This is a genomic window from Microbacterium maritypicum (assembly GCF_041529975.1).
Lineage (GTDB): Bacteria > Actinomycetota > Actinomycetes > Actinomycetales > Microbacteriaceae > Microbacterium.
On sequence record NZ_CP168030.1, the window covers coordinates 1,815,609 to 1,835,044 of the forward strand.

The 19,436-nt window shown below is 64.2% G+C and carries 15 protein-coding genes; 7 read left to right on the plus strand and 8 right to left on the minus strand.

All coding sequences use genetic code 11. The features are described from left to right. Positions 1-109 precede the first annotated feature (109 nt). The gene (locus ACCO44_RS08895) at positions 110-1,114 is read right to left on the minus strand and encodes a LacI family DNA-binding transcriptional regulator (protein ID WP_372469296.1); all 1,005 of its coding nucleotides are present in this window, start codon (positions 1,112-1,114) and stop codon (positions 110-112) included. Between the two features lie 273 nt (positions 1,115-1,387). Here ACCO44_RS08895 and uidA point away from each other — a divergent pair, with 273 nt between their 5' ends. Genes uidA through manD form a run of 4 tightly spaced genes read left to right on the plus strand, consistent with a single transcriptional unit; the run spans position 1,388 to position 7,312 of the window. Next, positions 1,388-3,178 carry a beta-glucuronidase gene (uidA, locus tag ACCO44_RS08900; protein ID WP_372469297.1) on the plus strand — a complete coding sequence of 597 codons (1,791 nt, stop codon included), beginning with the start codon at positions 1,388-1,390 and terminating at the stop codon, positions 3,176-3,178. Positions 3,179-3,223: 45 nt separating this feature from the next. Further along, entirely contained in the window at positions 3,224-4,621 is a 1,398-nt protein-coding gene (gene uxaC / locus ACCO44_RS08905; RefSeq protein ID WP_372469298.1) for a glucuronate isomerase, read from the plus strand. Continuing rightward, entirely contained in the window at positions 4,618-6,087 is a 1,470-nt protein-coding gene (locus ACCO44_RS08910; RefSeq protein WP_372469299.1) for a mannitol dehydrogenase family protein, read from the plus strand. The genes uxaC and ACCO44_RS08910 overlap by 4 nt, the downstream gene beginning before the upstream one ends. Continuing rightward, positions 6,074-7,312 carry a D-mannonate dehydratase ManD gene (manD, locus tag ACCO44_RS08915; protein WP_372469300.1) on the plus strand — a complete coding sequence of 413 codons (1,239 nt, stop codon included), beginning with the start codon at positions 6,074-6,076 and terminating at the stop codon, positions 7,310-7,312. The genes ACCO44_RS08910 and manD overlap by 14 nt, the downstream gene beginning before the upstream one ends. Positions 7,313-7,512: 200 nt before the next feature. Here manD and ACCO44_RS08920 read toward each other — a convergent pair whose 3' ends face one another. The 7 genes from ACCO44_RS08920 to ACCO44_RS08950 all read right to left on the minus strand — a co-directional run bounded on the left by ACCO44_RS08920 (position 7,513) and on the right by ACCO44_RS08950 (position 15,161). After that, the gene (locus ACCO44_RS08920; protein WP_372469301.1) at positions 7,513-7,860 is read right to left on the minus strand and encodes a hypothetical protein; all 348 of its coding nucleotides are present in this window, start codon (positions 7,858-7,860) and stop codon (positions 7,513-7,515) included. A gap of 154 nt (positions 7,861-8,014) precedes the next feature. After that, positions 8,015-9,013: a hypothetical protein gene (locus tag ACCO44_RS08925; RefSeq protein WP_372469302.1), complete on the minus strand. Its 999-nt coding sequence runs from the start codon at positions 9,011-9,013 to the stop codon at positions 8,015-8,017. A 691-nt stretch (positions 9,014-9,704) separates the two neighbouring features. Continuing rightward, positions 9,705-10,811, minus strand: coding sequence for an AI-2E family transporter (locus tag ACCO44_RS08930; RefSeq protein ID WP_372469303.1), 1,107 nt, complete (start codon positions 10,809-10,811; stop codon positions 9,705-9,707). Then, a complete protein-coding gene (locus ACCO44_RS08935; RefSeq protein ID WP_372469304.1) occupies positions 10,804-12,195 on the minus strand; it encodes a threonine/serine exporter ThrE family protein in 1,392 nt (463 codons plus the stop codon). The genes ACCO44_RS08930 and ACCO44_RS08935 overlap by 8 nt, the downstream gene beginning before the upstream one ends. Further along, positions 12,192-13,787: a helix-turn-helix transcriptional regulator gene (locus ACCO44_RS08940; RefSeq protein ID WP_372469305.1), complete on the minus strand. Its 1,596-nt coding sequence runs from the start codon at positions 13,785-13,787 to the stop codon at positions 12,192-12,194. Before ACCO44_RS08940 ends, ACCO44_RS08935 begins: the two co-directional genes overlap by 4 nt. A gap of 7 nt (positions 13,788-13,794) precedes the next feature. Beyond that, positions 13,795-14,835, minus strand: coding sequence for a linear amide C-N hydrolase (locus tag ACCO44_RS08945; RefSeq protein ID WP_051662582.1), 1,041 nt, complete (start codon positions 14,833-14,835; stop codon positions 13,795-13,797). Positions 14,836-14,906: 71 nt separating this feature from the next. Next, positions 14,907-15,161, minus strand: a complete 255-nt coding sequence (locus ACCO44_RS08950) for a LapA family protein (protein ID WP_029262697.1) — start codon at positions 15,159-15,161, stop codon at positions 14,907-14,909. Positions 15,162-15,388: 227 nt separating this feature from the next. Between ACCO44_RS08950 and ACCO44_RS08955 the strand changes: the two genes are divergently transcribed. The 3 genes from ACCO44_RS08955 to ACCO44_RS08965 are packed head-to-tail and all read left to right on the plus strand — an operon-like array spanning position 15,389 to position 19,408. After that, complete coding sequence (locus ACCO44_RS08955) at positions 15,389-16,642, plus strand: amidohydrolase family protein (RefSeq protein WP_262002496.1); 1,254 nt, start codon at positions 15,389-15,391, stop codon at positions 16,640-16,642. Positions 16,643-16,694: 52 nt separating this feature from the next. Then, on the plus strand, positions 16,695-17,465 hold the full coding sequence (locus tag ACCO44_RS08960) for a hypothetical protein (RefSeq protein WP_205829366.1): 771 nt from the start codon (positions 16,695-16,697) through the stop codon (positions 17,463-17,465). Beyond that, positions 17,462-19,408 (plus strand): YhgE/Pip domain-containing protein, encoded by a 1,947-nt coding sequence (locus ACCO44_RS08965; protein ID WP_029262694.1) that lies wholly within the window; start codon positions 17,462-17,464, stop codon positions 19,406-19,408. Before ACCO44_RS08960 ends, ACCO44_RS08965 begins: the two co-directional genes overlap by 4 nt. Positions 19,409-19,436 lie beyond the last annotated feature (28 nt).

Here is a 19,436-nt window from a genome sequence, read left to right on the forward strand (position 1 = left end):
AATGAAGCGCGGAGCGGCTCGATGCCGACCTAAACACGACCCGATCACACCCTTCTCAACGCAGCCCAATGTATGAGGTGGGAGATGTGCAGTGGCTTCGCTGAGTCGGCTACGACCCCGATGCGCCTCCGCGAAGCAGTGCCGGACCACTGGAATCACGAACAAGAAGATGCGTGGAGAGGGCGGTTACCCGAGGTCCTCCGTTCGGGGCGTTCCCGTTGAGTCGACTCACCAGCTTGCCCGTGGCTATACGACCGGCTTGTTCGGCGTTCCCCGAAATTGTGGTGAGCGGCGGCGAGCAGAAGGACGCGCCGAAGATGTCGTCGCATCCTATGACACTCATCTGAGACGGGACGGACACGCCTCGCTGTTCGAGCCGCTGCAACATCCCAATCGCCAACAGATCGTTGAAGGCGATACACGCGGTGGCCTCCGTCACGAGGAGCGCGTCGGCGGCCACGGCACCGGAGCTCAGCTGGGGCGGATAGGGTCCCAAGACACGCAGTCTCATGTCACGTTCCTTCGCCAACGCCTCGAGTTCTCGCCCGCGCCAGGCATTCTGCCACGACGCGATAGGTCCAGCGGCGAACGCGATCTGCGTGTGGTTGAGGCTTCGGAGATGATCCAGTGCTTGCTTCAGCCCCACTCGCGTATCAAGGAGAGCACCGGGAACATCATCGGAGCCGCGGTTGACGGCAACAATCGGGATGCGTTCCGCGAATCCGAGAAGAGTGTCGGTGTCGAGGCGTGTCGCGGTGAGGATGATCCCGTCCACCATCGGCAGAAGACGTTCGATATTGTCGCTCTCGACGTGGGGCGACTCCCCGGTGTCGACGAGCAACTGCAGGTATCCCGCAGCCTGCAACTGCGTCTGCGTGCCGCGGATGATGTCGAAGTAGAACGGATTTGTCACGTCCGGTACGAGAAGCGCCACGACTCCCCTACGGCTCCTGCCGCTTCGGGAAAGTGGCACGTAGCCGAGTTCATCAGCGGAGCGCATCACCCGCGCCCGAGTCTCGGCGGCGATTCGGTCAGGCATCGTCAGCGCGCGCGAGACGGTAGAGGTTGCTACACCGGCGTGATCCGCCACGTCGCGCAACGTTACTTTGGCCACGGAGCAACCTCTCAATCGCTGGCTGGCGTCTCCAGGCCGCTCCGAGTCTATGACTGGCAGACACCTGCTGGCAATAAATGGCAAATTTTGACACCTATTTGCCGAACGGATTCAATGAGTACGCGTCTCCGGCGCACTACTGGAGACCCGCATCGCGAATGCCGGCGGGAGACGAGGTGCCGCGCGAGGGGGTCGGCAGCGTTCGGGAATTCCGCGCGGCCGAAAGCTAAAAACGAATGCTGTCCCTGCACGACAACTCAAGGACGTTCTCTCATGCTCAAGCCTCTCAACACCGTCACCCGCGAACTCATCTCGCTTGACGGACTCTGGTTCTTCGCGTTGGATACCTCTGGCTTGGCGGAACCATGGGCTGGTCCGCTCCAGACGGCGCTCGAAGCGCCGGTGCCGGCGAGCTACAACGACATATTCGCTGATCAGGCCATCCATGACCATGTCGGATGGGTCTGGTATCAGCGCACCGTCCGCGTACCCCGGGGCTGGAAGGGGCAACGAGTCGTGATCCGGGTAGATGCAGCCACCCACGAAGGCGCGGTGTATGTCAACGAGAATCCCGTCGCACGGCACATCGGGGGATACACGCCTTTCGAAGCCGACATCACGCAACTCGTGGCGCCGGGGGAGGAGTTCAGACTCACCATCGGGGTCAACAACGAGCTGACCAATGTGACGATCCCACCGGGGGCTGTGTACGTTGATTCGCTCGGGCGCCGCAAGCAGAGCTACAGGCACGACTTCTACAACTACGCCGGTCTCGCGCGCTCCGTGCACCTCTATTCGACCCCGACCCAGCACATCGACGATGTCACCGTTCGTGCCGGAGTGGATGAGGGGACCGGGGTCGTCGACTATGAAGTTCTGAGCCACGGCCCCGCCCTCGTTCATGTCCAGCTGCAGGATGCGTCGGGCCACGTCGTCGCTCAGTCCGACGGCGGTTCCGGTGTCCTCCGCGTCCCTGACGCTGAACTGTGGCGGCCAGGTGCTGGATATCTGTACACGCTCATCGTCCAGCTCCGGGCCGCCGACACAATCGTCGACGAGTACAACGTGAAGGTCGGAATCCGCTCCGTCAAAGTAGAGGGCGACAAATTTCTCATCAACGGAGAGCCCTTCTACTTCCGCGGGTTCGGGAAACACGAAGACAGTGCGATCCGAGGTCGCGGCTTCGATCCGGCACTCCTCGTCCACGACTTCGCGCTGATGAAATGGGCGGGCGCGAACTCGTTCCGCACGTCTCACTATCCCTATGCAGAGGAATTCCTCGACTACGCGGACCGCCATGGTGTCGTTGTCATCGACGAGACAGCCGCGGTCGGACTAAACCTCGCTATCGGCGGAGGAGTGCATGGGAATGCGCTCGAGAAGTCCTTCTCTCCGACCATGTTCAACTCCGAAACGCAGGCTGCACACGCTCAAGCAATTCGCGAGTTGATCGCGCGGGATAAGAATCACCCCTCGGTAGTCATGTGGTCTATCGCGAACGAACCAGAGTCGGTCGAAGAGGGAGCGCGAGACTACTTCGCTCCACTTGCCGCGCTCACGCGGGAGCTCGACCCCACCCGCCCTATCACCTATGCCAACGAACATCGCGGCACCTTCAGTAGCGACGTTGTGGCCGACCTGGTCGACGTACTCAGCTTGAACAGGTACTACGGCTGGTACGCCGACACAGGGGACCTCAGAGCTGCGGAGGTGCACCTCGAGACCGAGCTACGAGGGTGGCAGGAAAAGTTCGGCAAGCCCATCATCATCACCGAGTATGGCGCTGACACCCTTGCCGGCCTTCACTCGATTCTTGACCAGCCATGGAGCGAAGAGTTCCAGCGCGGACTCCTTGACGTCTATCACCGCGTCTTCGACCGCGTAGACGCGGTCATCGGCGAACAGGTGTGGAACTTCGCCGACTTCCAGACCAAGGCGGAAATCACCCGCGTCGATGGGAACCGCAAGGGCGTGTTCACACGCGACCGGCGCCCAAAGGACGCGGCTCACGTTCTCCGCGCACGATGGACCGCGGCCACAGCTCGAGCTGAGGGGAACGAGTGACCCCGGCGACCGTGCAATGCTCAACGACACCAACAAGGAGTTAGCGTGCTGACCGCACGAAATTACGCGCGACTGCTCCCGTCGGACCCGTCCACGCGCGCAACAGCGCTACACCTCTATGGCCTCGTCGCGACCCATCCGATCCTGTCCCCGCACGGTCACGTTGACCCGTCGTTGTTTGTCGAGGATGCCCCCTTCACTGACCCCGTCGCGTTGTTTATCCGGGACGATCACTACGTGACCCGTTTGTTGCACGCTGACGGGATGACGCTGGACAGCATCGGACTGCAACGTCCCTGGCAAGACGTCGATACACGCGCTGTATGGCGGTCCTTCTGTAAACGGTGGCACCTGTTCGCAGGAACCGCCTCCGGGTACTGGCTGGGCTCCACCCTTGCGGACGTCTTCGGAATCACTCGCCCGTTGACGGAGAATAACGCGGACGAGCTGTACGACGAGATCGACAGCGCGCTGCGACGACCCGAAATGCGACCACGAGCACTGCTGGAGTCCTTCCGCATCGAATTGCTCGCTACCACCGATGATCCCCTTGACTCACTCGATCCGCACGTCCAGCTGTCCAACGATTCCTCGCTCAGCACCCAAGTCCGGCCATCCTTTCGCCCAGACTCTTACATCGATCCAGCGCACCCTGCGTGGCGAGAGAACGTCTCCAGACTGCTTTCGACGACCGCCAACGGTGGGTACGACGGCTATCTAGAGGCATTGCGTCAGCAGAGGCGACGATTCGTGAACGCGGGTGCGACCTCGGCCGACTTCGGGGTGGTATCTGCCGACACGCTCGAGATGAGTCGAGCCGACGCCACGGCGGTGTTCGACCGTGCTCGCAACGGCAGCGCAAGCGACGCGGACCGCGCTCAGTTCCTTGCCCATATGCTGTTCGAGAGCGCTCGTATGTCCGTCGAGGACGGGCTTGTGATGACCATCCACGCGGGTGTCCTGCGCAATCATCACACGCCGACGTTCCAGAAATACGGCGCTGACCGTGGACATGATATCCCCGTTCCGACATCGTTCGTGAAGGGACTCAGGCCGCTGCTGAACGAATTCGGGAGTGAGCCAGGCTTCCAGCTGATTCTCTTCACCGTAGACGAGACGACCTACTCGAGGGAGATCGCTCCCCTCGCTGGGTTCTACCCGAGCGTTTTTATCGGAGCACCGTGGTGGTTCTTGGACGCTCCGGAGAGTGCGCAGCGATTCCGGGCAGCGACTGTGGAGACCGCGGGCTTTTACCGCGGATCGGGTTTTGTCGACGATACCCGCGCCTTAATGTCCATCCCCGCTCGTCACGACATGGCTCGGCGAGTCGATGCTGGGTTTCTCGCGCGCATGGTGGCGGATGAGCGCTTGAGCTTGGAGCAAGCAGAGGTGATCATGGGCGACCTCGTCGACGCGATTCCACGGAGGGCATTCAAGCTGTGACTGCACTCCGTTTTCCGGACCGCGACGAGAAATGCCCGACACAACCGCTGAACGCGACCACGGTCGCTGAAGCGCTTCCGGAGACGGTTCCCCGGCCACCGGTGCGTATCGTCCATATCGGCCTGGGGGCTTTCCATAGGGCGCACCAGCTCTGGTACACGGCCGTTGTGGACGGTGAGAACGAATGGGGGGTGGCCGCCTTCACTGGGCGGGGCGCCGCGGCCGCACGAATGATCGCTGCGCAGAACGGGTTGTGCACCGTCGTCCAAAGAGCCGCAGGGGTCGAAACCCGCACTTTGGTCACAAACCTGGTCGAGGCGCATCACGGTAGCGACGTCGCCCGCCTCGCGACGAGCATCGCTGACCCCGCTGTCCGACTCGTGACCCTCACCATCACGGAAGCCGGGTACCGGTTCGGTGAGAACGGACGCATCTCGACACGCGACCCGGTCCTGGCAGGCGACCTCACGCGCTGGAAGCGGGCCTCCGCCGACGAAGTGGTTCCGGAGTTGCAGACAGCGCTGGTTCGACTGCTTTGGGGCCTCAATGAGCGTCGGCGTAGTACAGGAAGACCCATCGCCATCGTCCCATGCGACAACATGCCAGAAAACGGTCCCATGGTCGGTCGAGCCGCCGTAGACCTGGCACGCGAAGTAGACAACGACCTCGCCGATTGGGTGCGTGAGAGCGTGTCGTTCGTGTCGACTGTTGTTGACCGCATCACCCCCGCTACGACGGAACGCGACATACGCGACTTGCAGACCGCCACCGGTTTCGTTGACCAAGCGGTTGTCGTCACCGAAGCATTTTCGGAATGGATTCTGAGCGGCACGTTCCCTGAGGGACGACCCCCATGGGAGCTCGCTGGAGCGCGTTTTGTTGACGACATCGCACCCTTCGAGCGGCGCAAGCTCTGGTTGCTGAATGGTGCTCACACCTTGCTCGCGATGACCGCGCGTCACCGTGGCCTCTCGACCGTGGCAGAGGCAATCACGGACCCTGAGACGCGTCGCGCCGTCGAAGATTACTGGGACGCCGTTGTGCCCTGGCTGCCGGAGCCTGAGCTCGATCTCGAGAAGTATCGACGCGACTTGCTCGCGAGGTTCGAAAACCCACACCTCGCTCACCGGCTGGAGCAGATCGCTCTGGGTTCGGTGATGAAGCTGCGTATCCGTACCCTCCCCGTCATTGAGTGTCAGTGGGGCATGGGAGTTGTACCGGAGGCGCTGCTTCTGTCGCTTTCCGGCTGGATCGCAGGCGCAATCGTTGGATGGGAAGACAACGACGACAACGTTCTCCGCGCCGTCCAGACCAGCGACCCTGTTTGCGAGCTTCTCAAGATCCTGGACGACCGCCTCGGGCGCGACGACCTCTCAGTCGCCATCGTTCGCGCGCAGGTAGCGCAGCTCCTCTCCACCCACACCCGCTTTCCATCTGATCAAGGAGTTAGCCGTGATTATCGATAAGGCCGAGGTCATCCTCACCAGCCCTGACCGCAACTTCGTCACACTCAAGATCACCACTAGGGAAGGTCTCAGTGGCCTCGGTGATGCGACGCTGAACGGACGCGAGCAGGCCGTCGTGGCGTATCTCCGCGATCATGTCGTTCAACTCCTGGTCGGACGCGATGCTTCGCGGATCGAAGATGCCTGGCAGTTCCTCTATCGCAGCGCCTACTGGCGTCGTGGTCCCGTCACCATGGCCGCTATCGCAGCGGTCGACATGGCGCTGTGGGACATCAAGGCCAAGGCGGCCGGAATGCCGGTGTATCAACTACTCGGAGGTGCATCCCGCTCCGGCCTGCTCGCCTACGGGCACGCATCGGGGAAATCGTCCCAAGAGCTCTTCGATTCCATTCGTGCGCATCAGGAGCGGGGCTACCGAGCGATCAGGGTACAGAGCGGCGTTCCCGGTCTGAAGTCCATCTACGGCATCGCAAGCAACGCGACATTCGAAGCCAATCGAGGCATCCGGTACGACCATGAGCCCGCGCAGCGCGGCGCGCTGCCGAACGAGGAAGACTGGGACACCCGCAGTTACTTGCGGCACGTGCCGACTGTCTTCGAGGAGGTGCGCAACGAGTTCGGACCTGAGATCCCGCTTCTCCACGACGGGCACCACCGCATGACGCCCATACAGGCAGCGCGCCTAGGCAAAGACCTCGAGCCGTACGATCTGTTCTGGCTTGAGGACTGCACGCCATCAGAGAATCAAGAGGCGCTGCGCCTGGTGCGGAGGCATACCATCACACCCCTTGCTGTCGGTGAAGTTTTCAACACCGTTTGGGACTTCAAGGATCTCGTCCGCGACCAGCTCATCGACTATGTCCGAGGGTCCGTGACGCACATGGGCGGTATCACTGCGCTGAAGAAAACTCTCGAGTACGCGGCAATGTATCAAATCAAGTCGGGCATGCACGGGCCGACGGACATCTCGCCGGTAGGTATGGCCGCCCAGATGCATCTAGGCATGGCCATTCATAACTTCGGTATCCAGGAGTACATGCAGCACGGCGCGAAGACTGACCAGGTGTTCCAACAGTCCTTCACATGGAGTGACGGCTTGCTTCACCCCAGCGATACACCCGGGCTGGGCGTAGAGCTCGACGTAGATGAGGCCGGAAGATACCCATATGAGCAGGCCTATCTGCCATTCAGTCGCCTTGCAGATGGAACGGTGCACGACTGGTGACAGCCGGCGCCGCCAGACATGTGCCGAGACCGAGTCGCGCACGGAGCGGGCGCCAGGATAAGCGTTTTGTTCCCGTGAAGCAGCCTCGACTACTCGTGCACGCCACCAAGGTGTCTTCCTCTGGGACTGCGCCGACGGCCGACACCGATTCGAAGGATTGCCTTCGCTAAGCGACATCGACGCGCGTCGGATTCAGCGAACTAGTGTGTGGTCTCTTCGTATGTCAGGCTTTTCTCCAAGAACGCGATCTTCCTCTCGTTGTATTGGTCTCGCAACGGCGAGACCTCCGACATGGAACCGTGAACAAGTACGGCGTCACGGACCGGCGGAATAAGCAGCTCGTTGTCCACTCCCGCCGCATCGAGGTTCACTGAGAGGTCACGCGCCTGGTCGGGGAAGGATCCGGTGTTGCCGTCAGCGATAAACGCGGGCGGCCAGGCATTGTTTGGGTAGGTGATGATGTTCGCTTGCGCGATAACGTCCCGGGAAGTGCCGACGTAGGAGCGTAGTGCGAGATCGAAGAGCAGATCCCTCGAGAGCTCGGGCAACTGCGTGGCGCCTGCTCTGCTGGGCTTCAAGACTGTGCCAACTTCTACGACGCAACATCGTCGATGCCCGACGGCATGACTTCAGGCGGGACTTGAGCCAACTGCGACAGATCTGCGCCAGGATCGTCGACGCGGCATACCGTCCGAGATGAGCTCAGGCGCGCCCGTCGGCCAGGCGGGCGCGCCGCTCCTCCTCGCGCTTCGAGTACGTGGCGGCGCGGATCGCGTCGTCGGATTCCAGGCCTGTGCCCAAGGCCCCGCCGAGAGTCGCCGCCGATGCGACGAACCAGGTGAGCACGAACAGATCGCCGACGCTGACTGTTCGGCCGAGGGCTTCGCTCATCACCGTCGTGTCGAGCACGAACAGCGCCCAGGCCAGGTTCACGAGGTACAGCGCCAGATAACAGATGATGATGCCGATGGTCAGAGTCAGCAGCGTCGAGGTGTTGTAGAGACGGGATCTCTCCCGCGCTTGAGGTGAGTCATCGTCGGGGCGGTCCCAGAGCCTGCCGTCGATCACGATCCAGGCGATGATGATCGCGATGGAGGCCAAGGTCGCCGCCGCCAGGCGCCAGCCCGACAGTGAGATGGCGAGCGACCACACCGTCGGTTCGATCGTCGCCACCGCGCCGGTCGCCAGGGCCGCGACCAGGGCGGACTTGAGCCCGGCGGCGAGCAGCCACGGGCGGTTGGCCAGCACCATGCCCAGAAGCACGCGCCCACGGGCGCTGAGCCGGGGGAGAGGCAGCCGCTTCTCCTCGGATGAGGCGGGTTCGGCCATCCCGTTGACGAGCCCTTGCACCGCATGTCGGGCGCGGGCCTGCACCCGGAAGCCGCCCAGAGCGGGCAGCGACAGCACCGCGCACAGGCGTCGAGGATCGATCGCCGCCAGCAGATAGCGCCCGTCATCATCGCGAAGCGGAAGCTCGGTGACGCCGATGACGATATCCCACCGGTTCTGGTCGGCGTGCGCACGGAGCCGTTCCAGGGCGACGTCGACGTCTTCGGAGCCGAGGGTGAACGGTTCGCTGACGAGTTCGACGATCCAGCCGTCGGCGTCAGCCGCGAGCGGTGGCGTGAGGTCGGTCATCCGGCGCGCGACGGCGGTGGGCGAAGCCGGGTCGGCCACGAGGCCCACGCGGATCGGCTCCATCTCCGCAACCTACACCTCCCACACGTCGCCCGCACTGGCATCTGCGAGTTCTGCGCTGCCTACTTCTGGTTCGCCGCGTGGTACGCGAGCAGGGCCTTGATCGAGGCGTCTGCCCAACGATGGCCGACGCATCTCCGTCGATGGCGGGAGCGATCTGCATCGCGACGAGCTGATGTCCCAGATCGTGTCCTGGGTGACGGTGATGTGCTCGTGCAGGGCGATCAGCCGGTCGAGCACCTGCCTTTCTCTGTCGACTGCGCGCCGGAATCGACGGCAGCTCCACGAGCGACCAGGGCGCTGAAGTGCCGGAATCCGCGGATGCTGGACGAGCGGCATCACGGGCTCGTGTCCAAGGGCTCCCGCGCAACGTTCGCGCGGGTCGAGCTTCAATAGCATCGAGCGGAGACCGAGGCGAGGAGTCGCTTCGACGCCGCGGGCGAGTACGTCGTGACGTAGATCGGCCCGACTTATCTCGGCGCAGTTCGCAAGAATCTCGGTGTGATGTGAACCTCGCAAGAGCAGTCGTGCCATATCGATGACACTGTGCCAACAACGCTGACGATCCACAGAAACGCTGGTCAGCCTAGGATTCGCTGACACCCACGAAGCCCCCGCCCGGCGGTCCTATCGACCACCGTGCGGGGGCTTTCTCGTTCGAGGTCGCCAGCTGCGCCGTTCATCATGGGCGTGGCTACGGGGATACTGTCCGCGAATCCTGTCTCGGTATGAGGACCTGCTTCACGATGAGGAGGATCGAGGCGGTCACCGGAATCGCGATCAGAGCGCCCAGGAGGCCGAGCAGGGTGCCGCCCACGAGCGCCCCGATGACCACGAGTGCCCCGGGTACGGCGATCGCCCGATTCATCACCTTCGGCGTCAGGACGTAGGCTTCGAGCTGCATGTAGATGAGGTACGCCACGGCGAAGATCAGCGCCGGAAGCCACCCTGAGAAAAGGGCGAGCGCGGTCGCGACAGCCCAGTAGAGCACGGATCCCACCAGCGGGATGAGGGTTATGACGAATGCGACGACCGCCATCAGCAGCGCGAAGGGAAGGCTCAGGACGAGGTGCAGGACGAGCGCGACAACACTGTTGAAGAACGCCAACACGACCATTCCCATGAGGTAGCTGCCCACGGAATCCGTGATCTGACTTGTCATCGAGTCGACCCCGGACCGGTTGTACGCGGGGAAGAGACGGTTGAATCCCGCCTTGATCGCCGGCAGGGAGGCCAGAAAATACAAGCTCAGCACGAGCACGATGACCACGCCGGAGGCCGTCGAGACGATCGATACTCCGACCTGCAGCACCCCCTGGCCTATCGCCGCGATGTGGGAGGGCTGCGTGAGAAAAGTCGTGACGTCGTGCACGAGGGTGGTCGCTTCGCTCCCCAGGGCACCGTGGAGCCAGCCGTAGAAGCGTGATGCTTCGAAACTCTTGATCAGCTTCGGTCCGTCGGCCATCACCTGAGCGACTTGGCGCACAGCGGTCGGAACGATCAAGAGCAGAGCGCCCACCACCGCCGCAGCGAAAGTCGCGTACACGATCAGGATTCCCCACGCGCGCCGTACCCCGCGGGTCTCGAGCTTGCGCACCACGGGGTCGAGTCCGAGGGCGGCGAAAAGGGCGAATGCCACATAGATCAGCACCGTGGAGAGGTGCGTGAACGCCACACCCGTGCCGAAAGCGAGAAGTCCGCCCAACGTCAAGATGTACCCCGACGAGAAGGGACGATTGAGCGATGTCAGGGTCTCGCGAAGCCGGCGCGGATTCTCGTCGACGGCAGGATGGTCAGTCATGGTGCATTCGCTCTCCGTCGCTCGGCTTCGTCGGTCCGTTTGCGCCACCCCGTCCGCGCGCTTGCCTCCACCCTCGAGACATCGCCGCGACGTCACGGCTCAGCCCTGCTCCCAGCAGCATCCCGATCGCGATGGCAGTGAGGGAGCCGAAGGTCCGCATGATGGTGTCGGTGGCGCCGGAGGCGCCCGATGCCGCCTCGCTGAGACCGATGAACCCCATCGCGCCGGGTACCAGGAGCCAGTACGCACAGGTGAGCATGACCGCGGTCGAGGGGGATGCGGAGAGGCGGCCGGCGAGCATCACGGCGGGGATGACGATCAGGGCGCCGATGAGCCCCGACAATTCGGCTCCGACCAGCATGTCGCCCAGCAGCTGTCCCGAATAGGCCACGACGAGCGCATAGAGGATCCACACGAGTGATCGTCGCGGCGCTGCGGAGTACAGGTAGTAGCCGAGTGCGACCAGGACGATCCCCGCCCAGGGCGCCCATGCGCCGAGCTGCATCGGTGCGGTGGTAGGAGCCGGAGGCTCCCCGGCGATGGAGATGCCCGCGTACACACCGAAGGTGAGAAGGCCGAGCCGGGCGATGCCGGAGACCAAGCGGCTCGCCCCCGCCATCATCTGCCCGGAGGTGAGCTCGACGGCGGCGATCGTGAGCGTGAGCCCGGGGAGGAAAGAGACCAGCGACGGCGCCACGAGCCGGAGCACATCGTCGTGCACGAAGGGACGAACGAGCAGCGATATGAGGAGTGTCACGGAGAAGGCGGTGAGCACCGGCAGGATGAGGGACAGCGTGGCGACGCGATTGCCGATCAGGACGATCGACCCCACGACCACGCCGAGCAGCACATAGACCGGAAGAGCGGTCACGGTGGGATTGAGCACCAGGCCGAACCCGACCGTGAGCAGGGTGTATCCGAAGACGGTGAGCACCGGTCCGAACCGTGCGGATTCCGATCGAATCTCGCCGAGTCGAGCGACGACGTCTTGCGGTGGCGTCGTACTCCTCGAGGCCTCACGCACGAGTCGTTCGACGGCGTCGACCTGGTCGAGGCGCAGCGGAACACTACCCACGGCGAAGAGGGAAGTGGCGGATGACGAGTTGCGCGGATCCTCGACCATCACGATCGTCGGGAGGACGAACACGCGGAGATCTGCGCGGTCGTATTGCTGCGCGAGACGGTTGAGTGTCTCCTCCACATCATTCGTCGCCTGCGACGAAGCCAGTAGCGAGGCGCCGAGCATACCGAGCATCGCGATCACGTCGGCACCGGGCTCGGCATCATTCCCGATCACAGAACGCGGGCGCAGGGCCTGGAGAGCGCCCCGTGCCCGCCCGATGATCCCTGGACTCTGATTCGTCTCGCGGTCGAGCGGTGTCATGATCGGGGCGAGACTTCGGAGGTGAGTAGATGCAGTCGGGATGCGATGCTGACGGCGTCGTCGCGCGTCGAACACCCGAGCTTGCGGTAAAGCGATCTCAGCTGCGACTTGATCGTGTTCGGTGAGACGAGCAACGACGCGGCGAGAGCGGCGGTCGTGGCATGCAGCGGAAGAGCTTGGAGAACGCGGAGTTCACTCGCGGTGAGGGTGGGCGGACGTGGGCGGTCGGCGGCGGCCAGCCCCCCGGTCGCGGCCGCGAAGGAGGTTGCTTCCTCCGGGGAGAGGCGTTCCTGCACCCGGGTTATCAGCTGGAGGGGAATCTGCGAGACGAGTCGCCGCCGCCCCGGCCTCGAAGCGATTCGCGCGACCTGCGCAGCCGTCTCCGAGGCGACCGCATCGGTGAGTGCGCACTCCAACCACGCAGACAGGAGGATCGACTCCGCGCGTGCACCCGGCCCCAACGATCGGGCGGTGGACATCTGACGCAGTCCCGAAGCGGCGACATCCAGGCGCGACTCGAGAAGTGCGTGGCGGATGATCGCCATGCGCGTGAGCGGTCCCGATCGAGCGGTCTCCTCGGCGATCCGTCTGGCGGCGGTCGTGTCTCCGGTAGACCAGAGTGCGTCGATCGACACGGAGTTGATGACGTCGGTCGCGAACGAGCCGTGCTGATCCGGATGCGCGTCGCGTGCGAGAGCAACGGCCTCGATCGCATCGTCGGGATGCTGCAGCACGAGCAGTCGCCGTGACCGCGCGAGCAGCGCGAACGGCCAGGTCAGCTCGATGCTGTCATAGGTTTCGAGCTGGCTGAGGAGTTCGTCGGTGTCCGGGTCCATGCTGTCGACGGCGAGCAGAGCGCGTGCGCATCGTTCCGTCATAGCCGTCGCCGTCAGATGGGCGCGTGTGGGTTCAGGCAACGTGGCGAGCTCTCTCAGCGAGCTCTCGGCATCGTCGATCGAGCCGCGAACGGCGTGGGTGAGTGCGGTGCGCCCGAGCGCCATCCGTTCCGCATCGGTCTGCTGCGACAATCTCCCGAGGTCCCGGGCGGTGGCGAATTCCAGCAGCGCGGCCGCGGATTCTCCGGCCGCGAGCAGGGTCGATCCGATCTGCTGGTGATAGAACCAGAGCGGTCCGTCCGGGCGCTCGCGGGATTCGACGCGGACTTGCAGGATGCGGTCTTGCAGGCGACGAGCGTAGATCATCGCGGCCGCCACGTCTCCGCTCAACCGGAAGGCCACCATCTGCACAAGCGTGAAGATGTCGAGTTCGTCCGCGCTCATGTTCCGCGCGTCGTCGGGATAGATGAGGGGTTTGAACGGGCGGTTCGTCCGCGCCAGCACGGGCGTCATGCGGTGCACGATGCGCAGCACCGGGTACCGCTCCAGGAGAGGCGTCGGAAGTGACTCGACGGCGGACACGAGCTCATCGGCGTGCACGCTGTACAACGGCCAGATGTTCATCATGGCCGCGTGAGCCACCGCTTCGCTGCTCTTCGAGAGCACGGCGCTCCGCAGCGCCTCGATCGCCCGCGTGCTGTCCGTCAGGTTCATCGTCTCAGCGCGCGCCGAGGCGCTGCGCGCGTTCTGTGGCATCGGAGACTCAGCTCGGACGGGACGAAGCCACCGCACCGTGTCCGGCGGCGAGACGACGGAGATCGGTGAGGGACAGGAAATGCAATTCACCGCGCTCCTCGAACTTCGTCGAGACGTTGCCCGCCAGGCCTCCTTCGATCGCGAGACCGCTGCCCAGATCGAGGACCAGCGGGGGGCTGCCCTCGGCGAAGTCGACATCCGCGAGGTCGACCCACACGATGTTCGGGCGCGTCGTCGATTCGAACACATAGCGGAGGCGGGTGAGATCCGCGACGACCTGCCAGATGGTCTGCGATGCATCCGGTCTGCCTTCGTCCGGCAGACGGAAGGGCTGGGCGGCATTGCGGATCACGCTGAACATCGACGCGATGGCCTCGAGCTGGGTCTTCGGCTGCGGCAGACGACGGACGTAGTGGGCGGCACGGGCGAAACGGTCGGGGGCGAGCGTCGTCCCAGGCAGGGGGTTCTCGCCGCCGAACCCGTCGATCTGTGAAAGCAGCGCGAGCTGCTCGTCATACTTCGGCGAGTTCGTCATCACCCGAAACTCCGCCCCGTGGTGGACCTCGACGTCGCCGTCGATGTACTCGATGATCGCGGAATCGCCGGATGCGTCGTCCAGGGCCAGATGAATCGTGGGGACCTCACCCGTGACGGGGTCCGTGAGCTGGACCACCTGCACGCGGTTCGAGGTGATCCACCCCACGGCTTCCGCCACCGTGGCGAAATTGTCGAGGAAGTACTGCAACCAGACGGCCTGACTCAGCGCTGGTCGTGACGGATCGAGCTCTCCGTATGAGGATTCGGCGAGCCAGAGAACGTGCCCGGCGAGCCCCGCCTCGTTCACCCCGTCGACCGTGATCATGTCGAAGGCCGTGGCGACGATGCTGCCGTACCGGGATTGCCAGGTCAGAGCGCCGTCGACTCCGTCGTCGCGGCGCGACCCTCTCGGCAGCTTCCACAGATTGGTGCCCAGATCGCGGTGGTAGTCCATGTTCCGTCCGACGATCACCGCTCCGTCGGCGTCGGGCCAGACCACTCTTGTGCACATGTCGGTGTCTCTCTCTCGGGTTCGTCGGGGATCGGCAAGATTGCGCTTCTATGCCGGAGCAGGAATGAAGGTCATCCACGCTTCCGCGGTCGGAACCAGGGGAACAGGGAACCGATGACCACGCCGGCAGCCAGAACCGCGAGAAACCAGCCCCAGGCGGGCATCGTGAACTCCAGGAACAGGAATCTCAGCGTCGCGGGAGCCACATTCGAGAACACGAAGGAGAGCGCGGCGATGGCGATGATGATGGCGATGATCGCCTTCGCGCCGTTCGCCTTCGCCTTCTGTTCCGTACCGCTGCCTGTCGTGCTTTCCTTCTCGGGCATACGTCTCCTCCTCCTGCTCCCGCGCGCTCGCGGGCCGCTCCAGGGAGGAGACTACTCACCTTTCGTGCCGCTCCACGAGAGGATGAGAGCCGGGTGAAGGGCAGGGGGCGGACAGGGTCATCACCCGAATGACGGGTCGGGGGAAATCTCTCGCCGGGACGCATCCACCGCGCAGCCCGCGGCATAGTCTCGCGGCCATGGCCCCAGGGACGCATGCACCTCAGAGAATGATCATTCGCGACGCTCGCGTCTTCGACGGCGTGAATGCGAAGACACAGGACAACGTCGATGTCCTGATCGAAGGTCCCTTCGTCGTGGCCGTATCCTCGGCTCCCGTCGCCGGCGACGCCTCCGACGGCGTGATCGAGATCGACGCGAAAGGGCGCTTCCTGATGCCGGGCCTGAGCGATGCCCACGTGCACCTCATGGGCAACGCCAACAGCATGATGGAGTTCCTGCAGGGTCCGACCGGCGCGCTGTACGGGAACACGATCGCCGAGGCGAAACGGATGCTGCTGCGCGGGTTCACGACGGTGCGGGATATGGGTGGTGACACCGCTCCGGTGAAGTCGCTCATCGATCGCGGTGTATTCGAGGGGCCGCGCATCTTCCCCAGCCAGGCGATGATCTCGCAGACATCGGGACACGCTGACTTCTCGTTCGTCTACGACGTTCCGGAGGAGTTCGGCGGTGCACCGAGCCGGACCGAGGACATCCACTTCACCCGCGTCGCCGACGGAGTACCGCGCGTGTTGGCGGCTGTCCGGGAGCAGCTCAAGATGGGGGCGAGCCAGATCAAACTCACCCTCGGCGGTGGTGCTGCGTCGATGTACGACCCACTGAACACTCTGCAGTACACGCCGGATGAGATCCGAGCCGCCGTGCAGGCAGCGACCGACTACGGCACCTACGTCGCCACCCACGTCTACACGCCCGCCGGAATCGCCCGCGCTTTGGATGCCGGCGTCACATCGATCGAACACGGACACCTCGCCGACGAGGCGACGATCGCGCTGATCGCCGAGAAGGGCGCCTGGCTCTCGATGCAGCCCTTCGCCGAGGACGACCACCACTACCCCGACCCGGTGCGTGCCGCCAAGAACACCGAGATCTGCCACGGCACCGATGAGGTGTACGGCTGGGCGAAGCAGTATGGAGTGAAGACCGCATGGGGGACCGATCTGCTGCTCGAGCCGCAGTCTGCGGCCCGCCAGAGTGTCATGGCTGCGCGCCTCGGTGACTTCTACAGCAATGTGGACGCCCTCACGATGCTCACCTCCGGCAACGCGTCGCTGTTCGAGCTCGCGGGGGAGCGCAACAGTTACCGAGGCGCGAAGCTCGGCGTCATCGCGGAAGGATCCTGGGCGGACCTGATCCTCGTCAACGGAGATCCGATCGAAGACCTCTCGCTCATCGCCGACCCTGACGCGAACTTCGCGCTCATCGTCAAGGGCGGCCAGGTCATCAAGAACGAGGCCTGAAGCCATGTCGGCTCCTATCGGCAATCTCAGGGCGAATCGAAGGGGAAGAGCGATGACAGCTCCGACGGATCAGGGTGAGACCGATGAGGGTCTCGGCACACGCAGCGGGCACAGCGAGACGTTCGGCGAGGTGCTGATCACCGCGACCGGCATCGGTGTCGACGCCTCTTGGGGGCACATCTACGGACCTGTCGATCTCACGGTCCGAGCCGGCGGCGTCACGGTGCTCGTCGGCGCAGGAGGCCGCGGCCGTCAGGCGCTCCTGCTGACGTTGAGCGGGCGGATGAAGCCGACCACCGGACGACTCGAAGCGTTCGGACGCATCGACAAGCCGCATCATCTCTTCGGTCAGGCGGCGATCGCCAACGTCGACGAGGTCGACGGCATCCCGCAGACGATCCGCGTGCACGACATCGTGACCGAACAGGTGCGGTGGGCCGCCAAGTGGTACCAGTGGGTGCCGCAGTCGACCGACGAGGATCTCGAACGCATCTGCCGCCCGGTATTCGGTGACTATTCGCTGCCGACGATGGACGCGATGGTCGAGGAGCTGCCGGAGTTCACAGCAGCCCTCTTCCGCATCGCCGTGGCCAACATCCGAAAGCCCCCGCTGCTGGTCGTCGGTGGCGTCGACACCCTCGCCAGCGTCGAGGGCTCCCGGCGTCTCCGTGAGCGCCTCATCGCTCTCGGTGCCGAGCAGACCGTCATCATGGCCGACGTCAACGGCGTCGAGAAGCAGGACGGCATCACCGATGTGATCGAGGTCCACAACCTCACCGACCACGAATTCGCGGTCCTGGAACGAGAGGTCACCGGCCGATGATCGCCGCATTCTCACCCGGTAGCGATTTCAAGCGCTACTACCGCGGGCGCATGCCGCGTCTCGCCGTCGCCGTCATCATCCTGATGCCACTGCTGTACGGCGCACTGTACCTCTGGGCGTTCTGGAACCCGTTCGGCAACGTGAACCATCTGCCCGTCGCCATCGTCAACCTCGACGAGGGGGCCGACGCGATGGGCGAGCCGCTCGATGCGGGTACCCAGGTCGTGAAGGGGATCGTCGATTCCGGGCAGCTCGAGACCCACGTCGTGGATGAGGCCGAAGGCACCGCAGGCCTCGAACACGGACGATATGCGTTCACGATCACGATCCCTGCGGACTTCAGCGAGGCGATCGCATCGGCGGCGACGGGGGACCCCCGCCAGGCCGACCTGATCTTCACCTACAACGACGCGAACAACTACCTGTCGACCGTGATCGGTCAGGATGCTGCCGCTGAGGTCATCAACGACGTCACGGCGCAGGTGGGGGAGCAGGTCTTCCTCGCCGTCGCGACCGGGATCAAGGGGGAGCTGCCCACGATCCGCCAGGCCGCGGCCGGTATCGAGACGCTCAACTCCGGGGTCGACGAACTCAGCGCGGGAGCCGATCAACTCGCCACGGGTCTGGTGACGGCCAAGTCGGGCGCGGGGACGCTTTCCGCCGCCCTCGATGAACTCGTGGCCAACGTGGACGGTGCCGTCGGGCAGGTCGAGCGAGCCGTCAACGCCAACGGTCTCACGACCGGCGAACTGCAGCAGTTCGCCTCGTCCATCCGCACCAGCACCGACAGCCTCGACGGCGCACTGGCAGGTATCGCGGAAGCGAACACGCGGGCGCGGGCAGATCTGCAGGCGGTGATCGACGACGTGCGCGCCTCCGGCGACGACGAGCTGGCCGAGCGGCTGGAGAATGTGCAGCGATCGATCGAGCAGAGTGGTGTCGGGCAGGAGGTGTCGATCGCCTTCGACCGTCTCCGCAACGACGTCGACACCCTCGCCGGCGAGTTCGACAACCCGAGCAGTCGCGTGAACGTGATGCTGCGGGCTGTCGAGTCCGGCGGCATCAACAACACCCTGAACCAGGTCACGGGGAAGGCCGACGAACTGCGATCGGGCGCGGACCAGCTCGCGAGCGGCCTGGTCCAGCTCAGCGACGGTGCGAACGAGATCTCCGCGAACATGCCTGCGCTCGTGGCCGGCACCGCGGAACTTGCCAGCGGCGTCGAATCGGGGATGAAACTGATCCCCCACTGGAACAGTGATCAGCAGTCGAGCTTCATCAAGACGCTGGCCGATCCCGTCGTGATGAAGCAGGTCACGAACAACGAGGCGAAGACCTTCGCCTACGGATTCGCACCGTTCTTCTTCGGGCTTGCGCTGTTCGTCGGCGGCATCATCGCGTGGATGCTCTTCACTCCGCTGCAGGCGCGTCCGCTGGCGCAAGGGCTCGGGTCCTTCCGAACCGTGCTCGCCTCCTATGCGCCCACGCTGGCGGTCGGCTTCCTGCAGGCGGCGATCCTCTACCTGGTCGTGCGGTTCGGACTGGGAATGGAGTACGCCAACCCCTGGGGCACATTCGGGTTCATGCTGCTCATGGTCGCGATGTTCATGGCCATGATCCAGATGTTCAATGCCGTCCTCGGGCCGGCCGTGGGCCGAGTGCTCACGCTCGCCTTCCTCATGGTGCAACTCACTTCCGCCGGAGGCGTGTACCCGGTCGCGGTGACGACGCTGCCGTTCCAGTACATCCATTGGATCGATCCGATGACGGCCACCGTCACCGGGCTGAGGTTCATGATCCTGGGAGGCGCGGACTACCGGCTGTGGGTTGCGATCGGCACGATCGCCCTGCTCACAGTGGTGTTCCTCGCGATCTCGACGTTGGCCGCCCGGCGCAACAGGCAGTACAACATGGACCGCCTCTACCCACCGGTCGAGGTATAGGAGGAGAGTCACCCTCACCACACGTCCT

Excerpts from the sequence above, each read along its gene's own strand:
- uidA (WP_372469297.1), top strand. The coding sequence starts at position 1,388 with ATGCTCAAGCCTCTCAACACCGTCACCCGCGAACTCATCTCGCTTGAC.
- ACCO44_RS08925 (WP_372469302.1), bottom strand. The coding sequence starts at position 9,013 with ATGGAGCCGATCCGCGTGGGCCTCGTGGCCGACCCGGCTTCGCCCACC.
- ACCO44_RS08930 (WP_372469303.1), bottom strand. The coding sequence starts at position 10,811 with ATGACTGACCATCCTGCCGTCGACGAGAATCCGCGCCGGCTTCGCGAG.
- ACCO44_RS08935 (WP_372469304.1), bottom strand. The coding sequence starts at position 12,195 with ATGACACCGCTCGACCGCGAGACGAATCAGAGTCCAGGGATCATCGGG.
- ACCO44_RS08940 (WP_372469305.1), bottom strand. The coding sequence starts at position 13,787 with ATGCCACAGAACGCGCGCAGCGCCTCGGCGCGCGCTGAGACGATGAAC.
- ACCO44_RS08945 (WP_051662582.1), bottom strand. The coding sequence starts at position 14,835 with ATGTGCACAAGAGTGGTCTGGCCCGACGCCGACGGAGCGGTGATCGTC.
- ACCO44_RS08950 (WP_029262697.1), bottom strand. The coding sequence starts at position 15,161 with ATGCCCGAGAAGGAAAGCACGACAGGCAGCGGTACGGAACAGAAGGCG.
- ACCO44_RS08955 (WP_262002496.1), top strand. The coding sequence starts at position 15,389 with ATGATCATTCGCGACGCTCGCGTCTTCGACGGCGTGAATGCGAAGACA.
- ACCO44_RS08960 (WP_205829366.1), top strand. The coding sequence starts at position 16,695 with ATGACAGCTCCGACGGATCAGGGTGAGACCGATGAGGGTCTCGGCACA.
- ACCO44_RS08965 (WP_029262694.1), top strand. The coding sequence starts at position 17,462 with ATGATCGCCGCATTCTCACCCGGTAGCGATTTCAAGCGCTACTACCGC.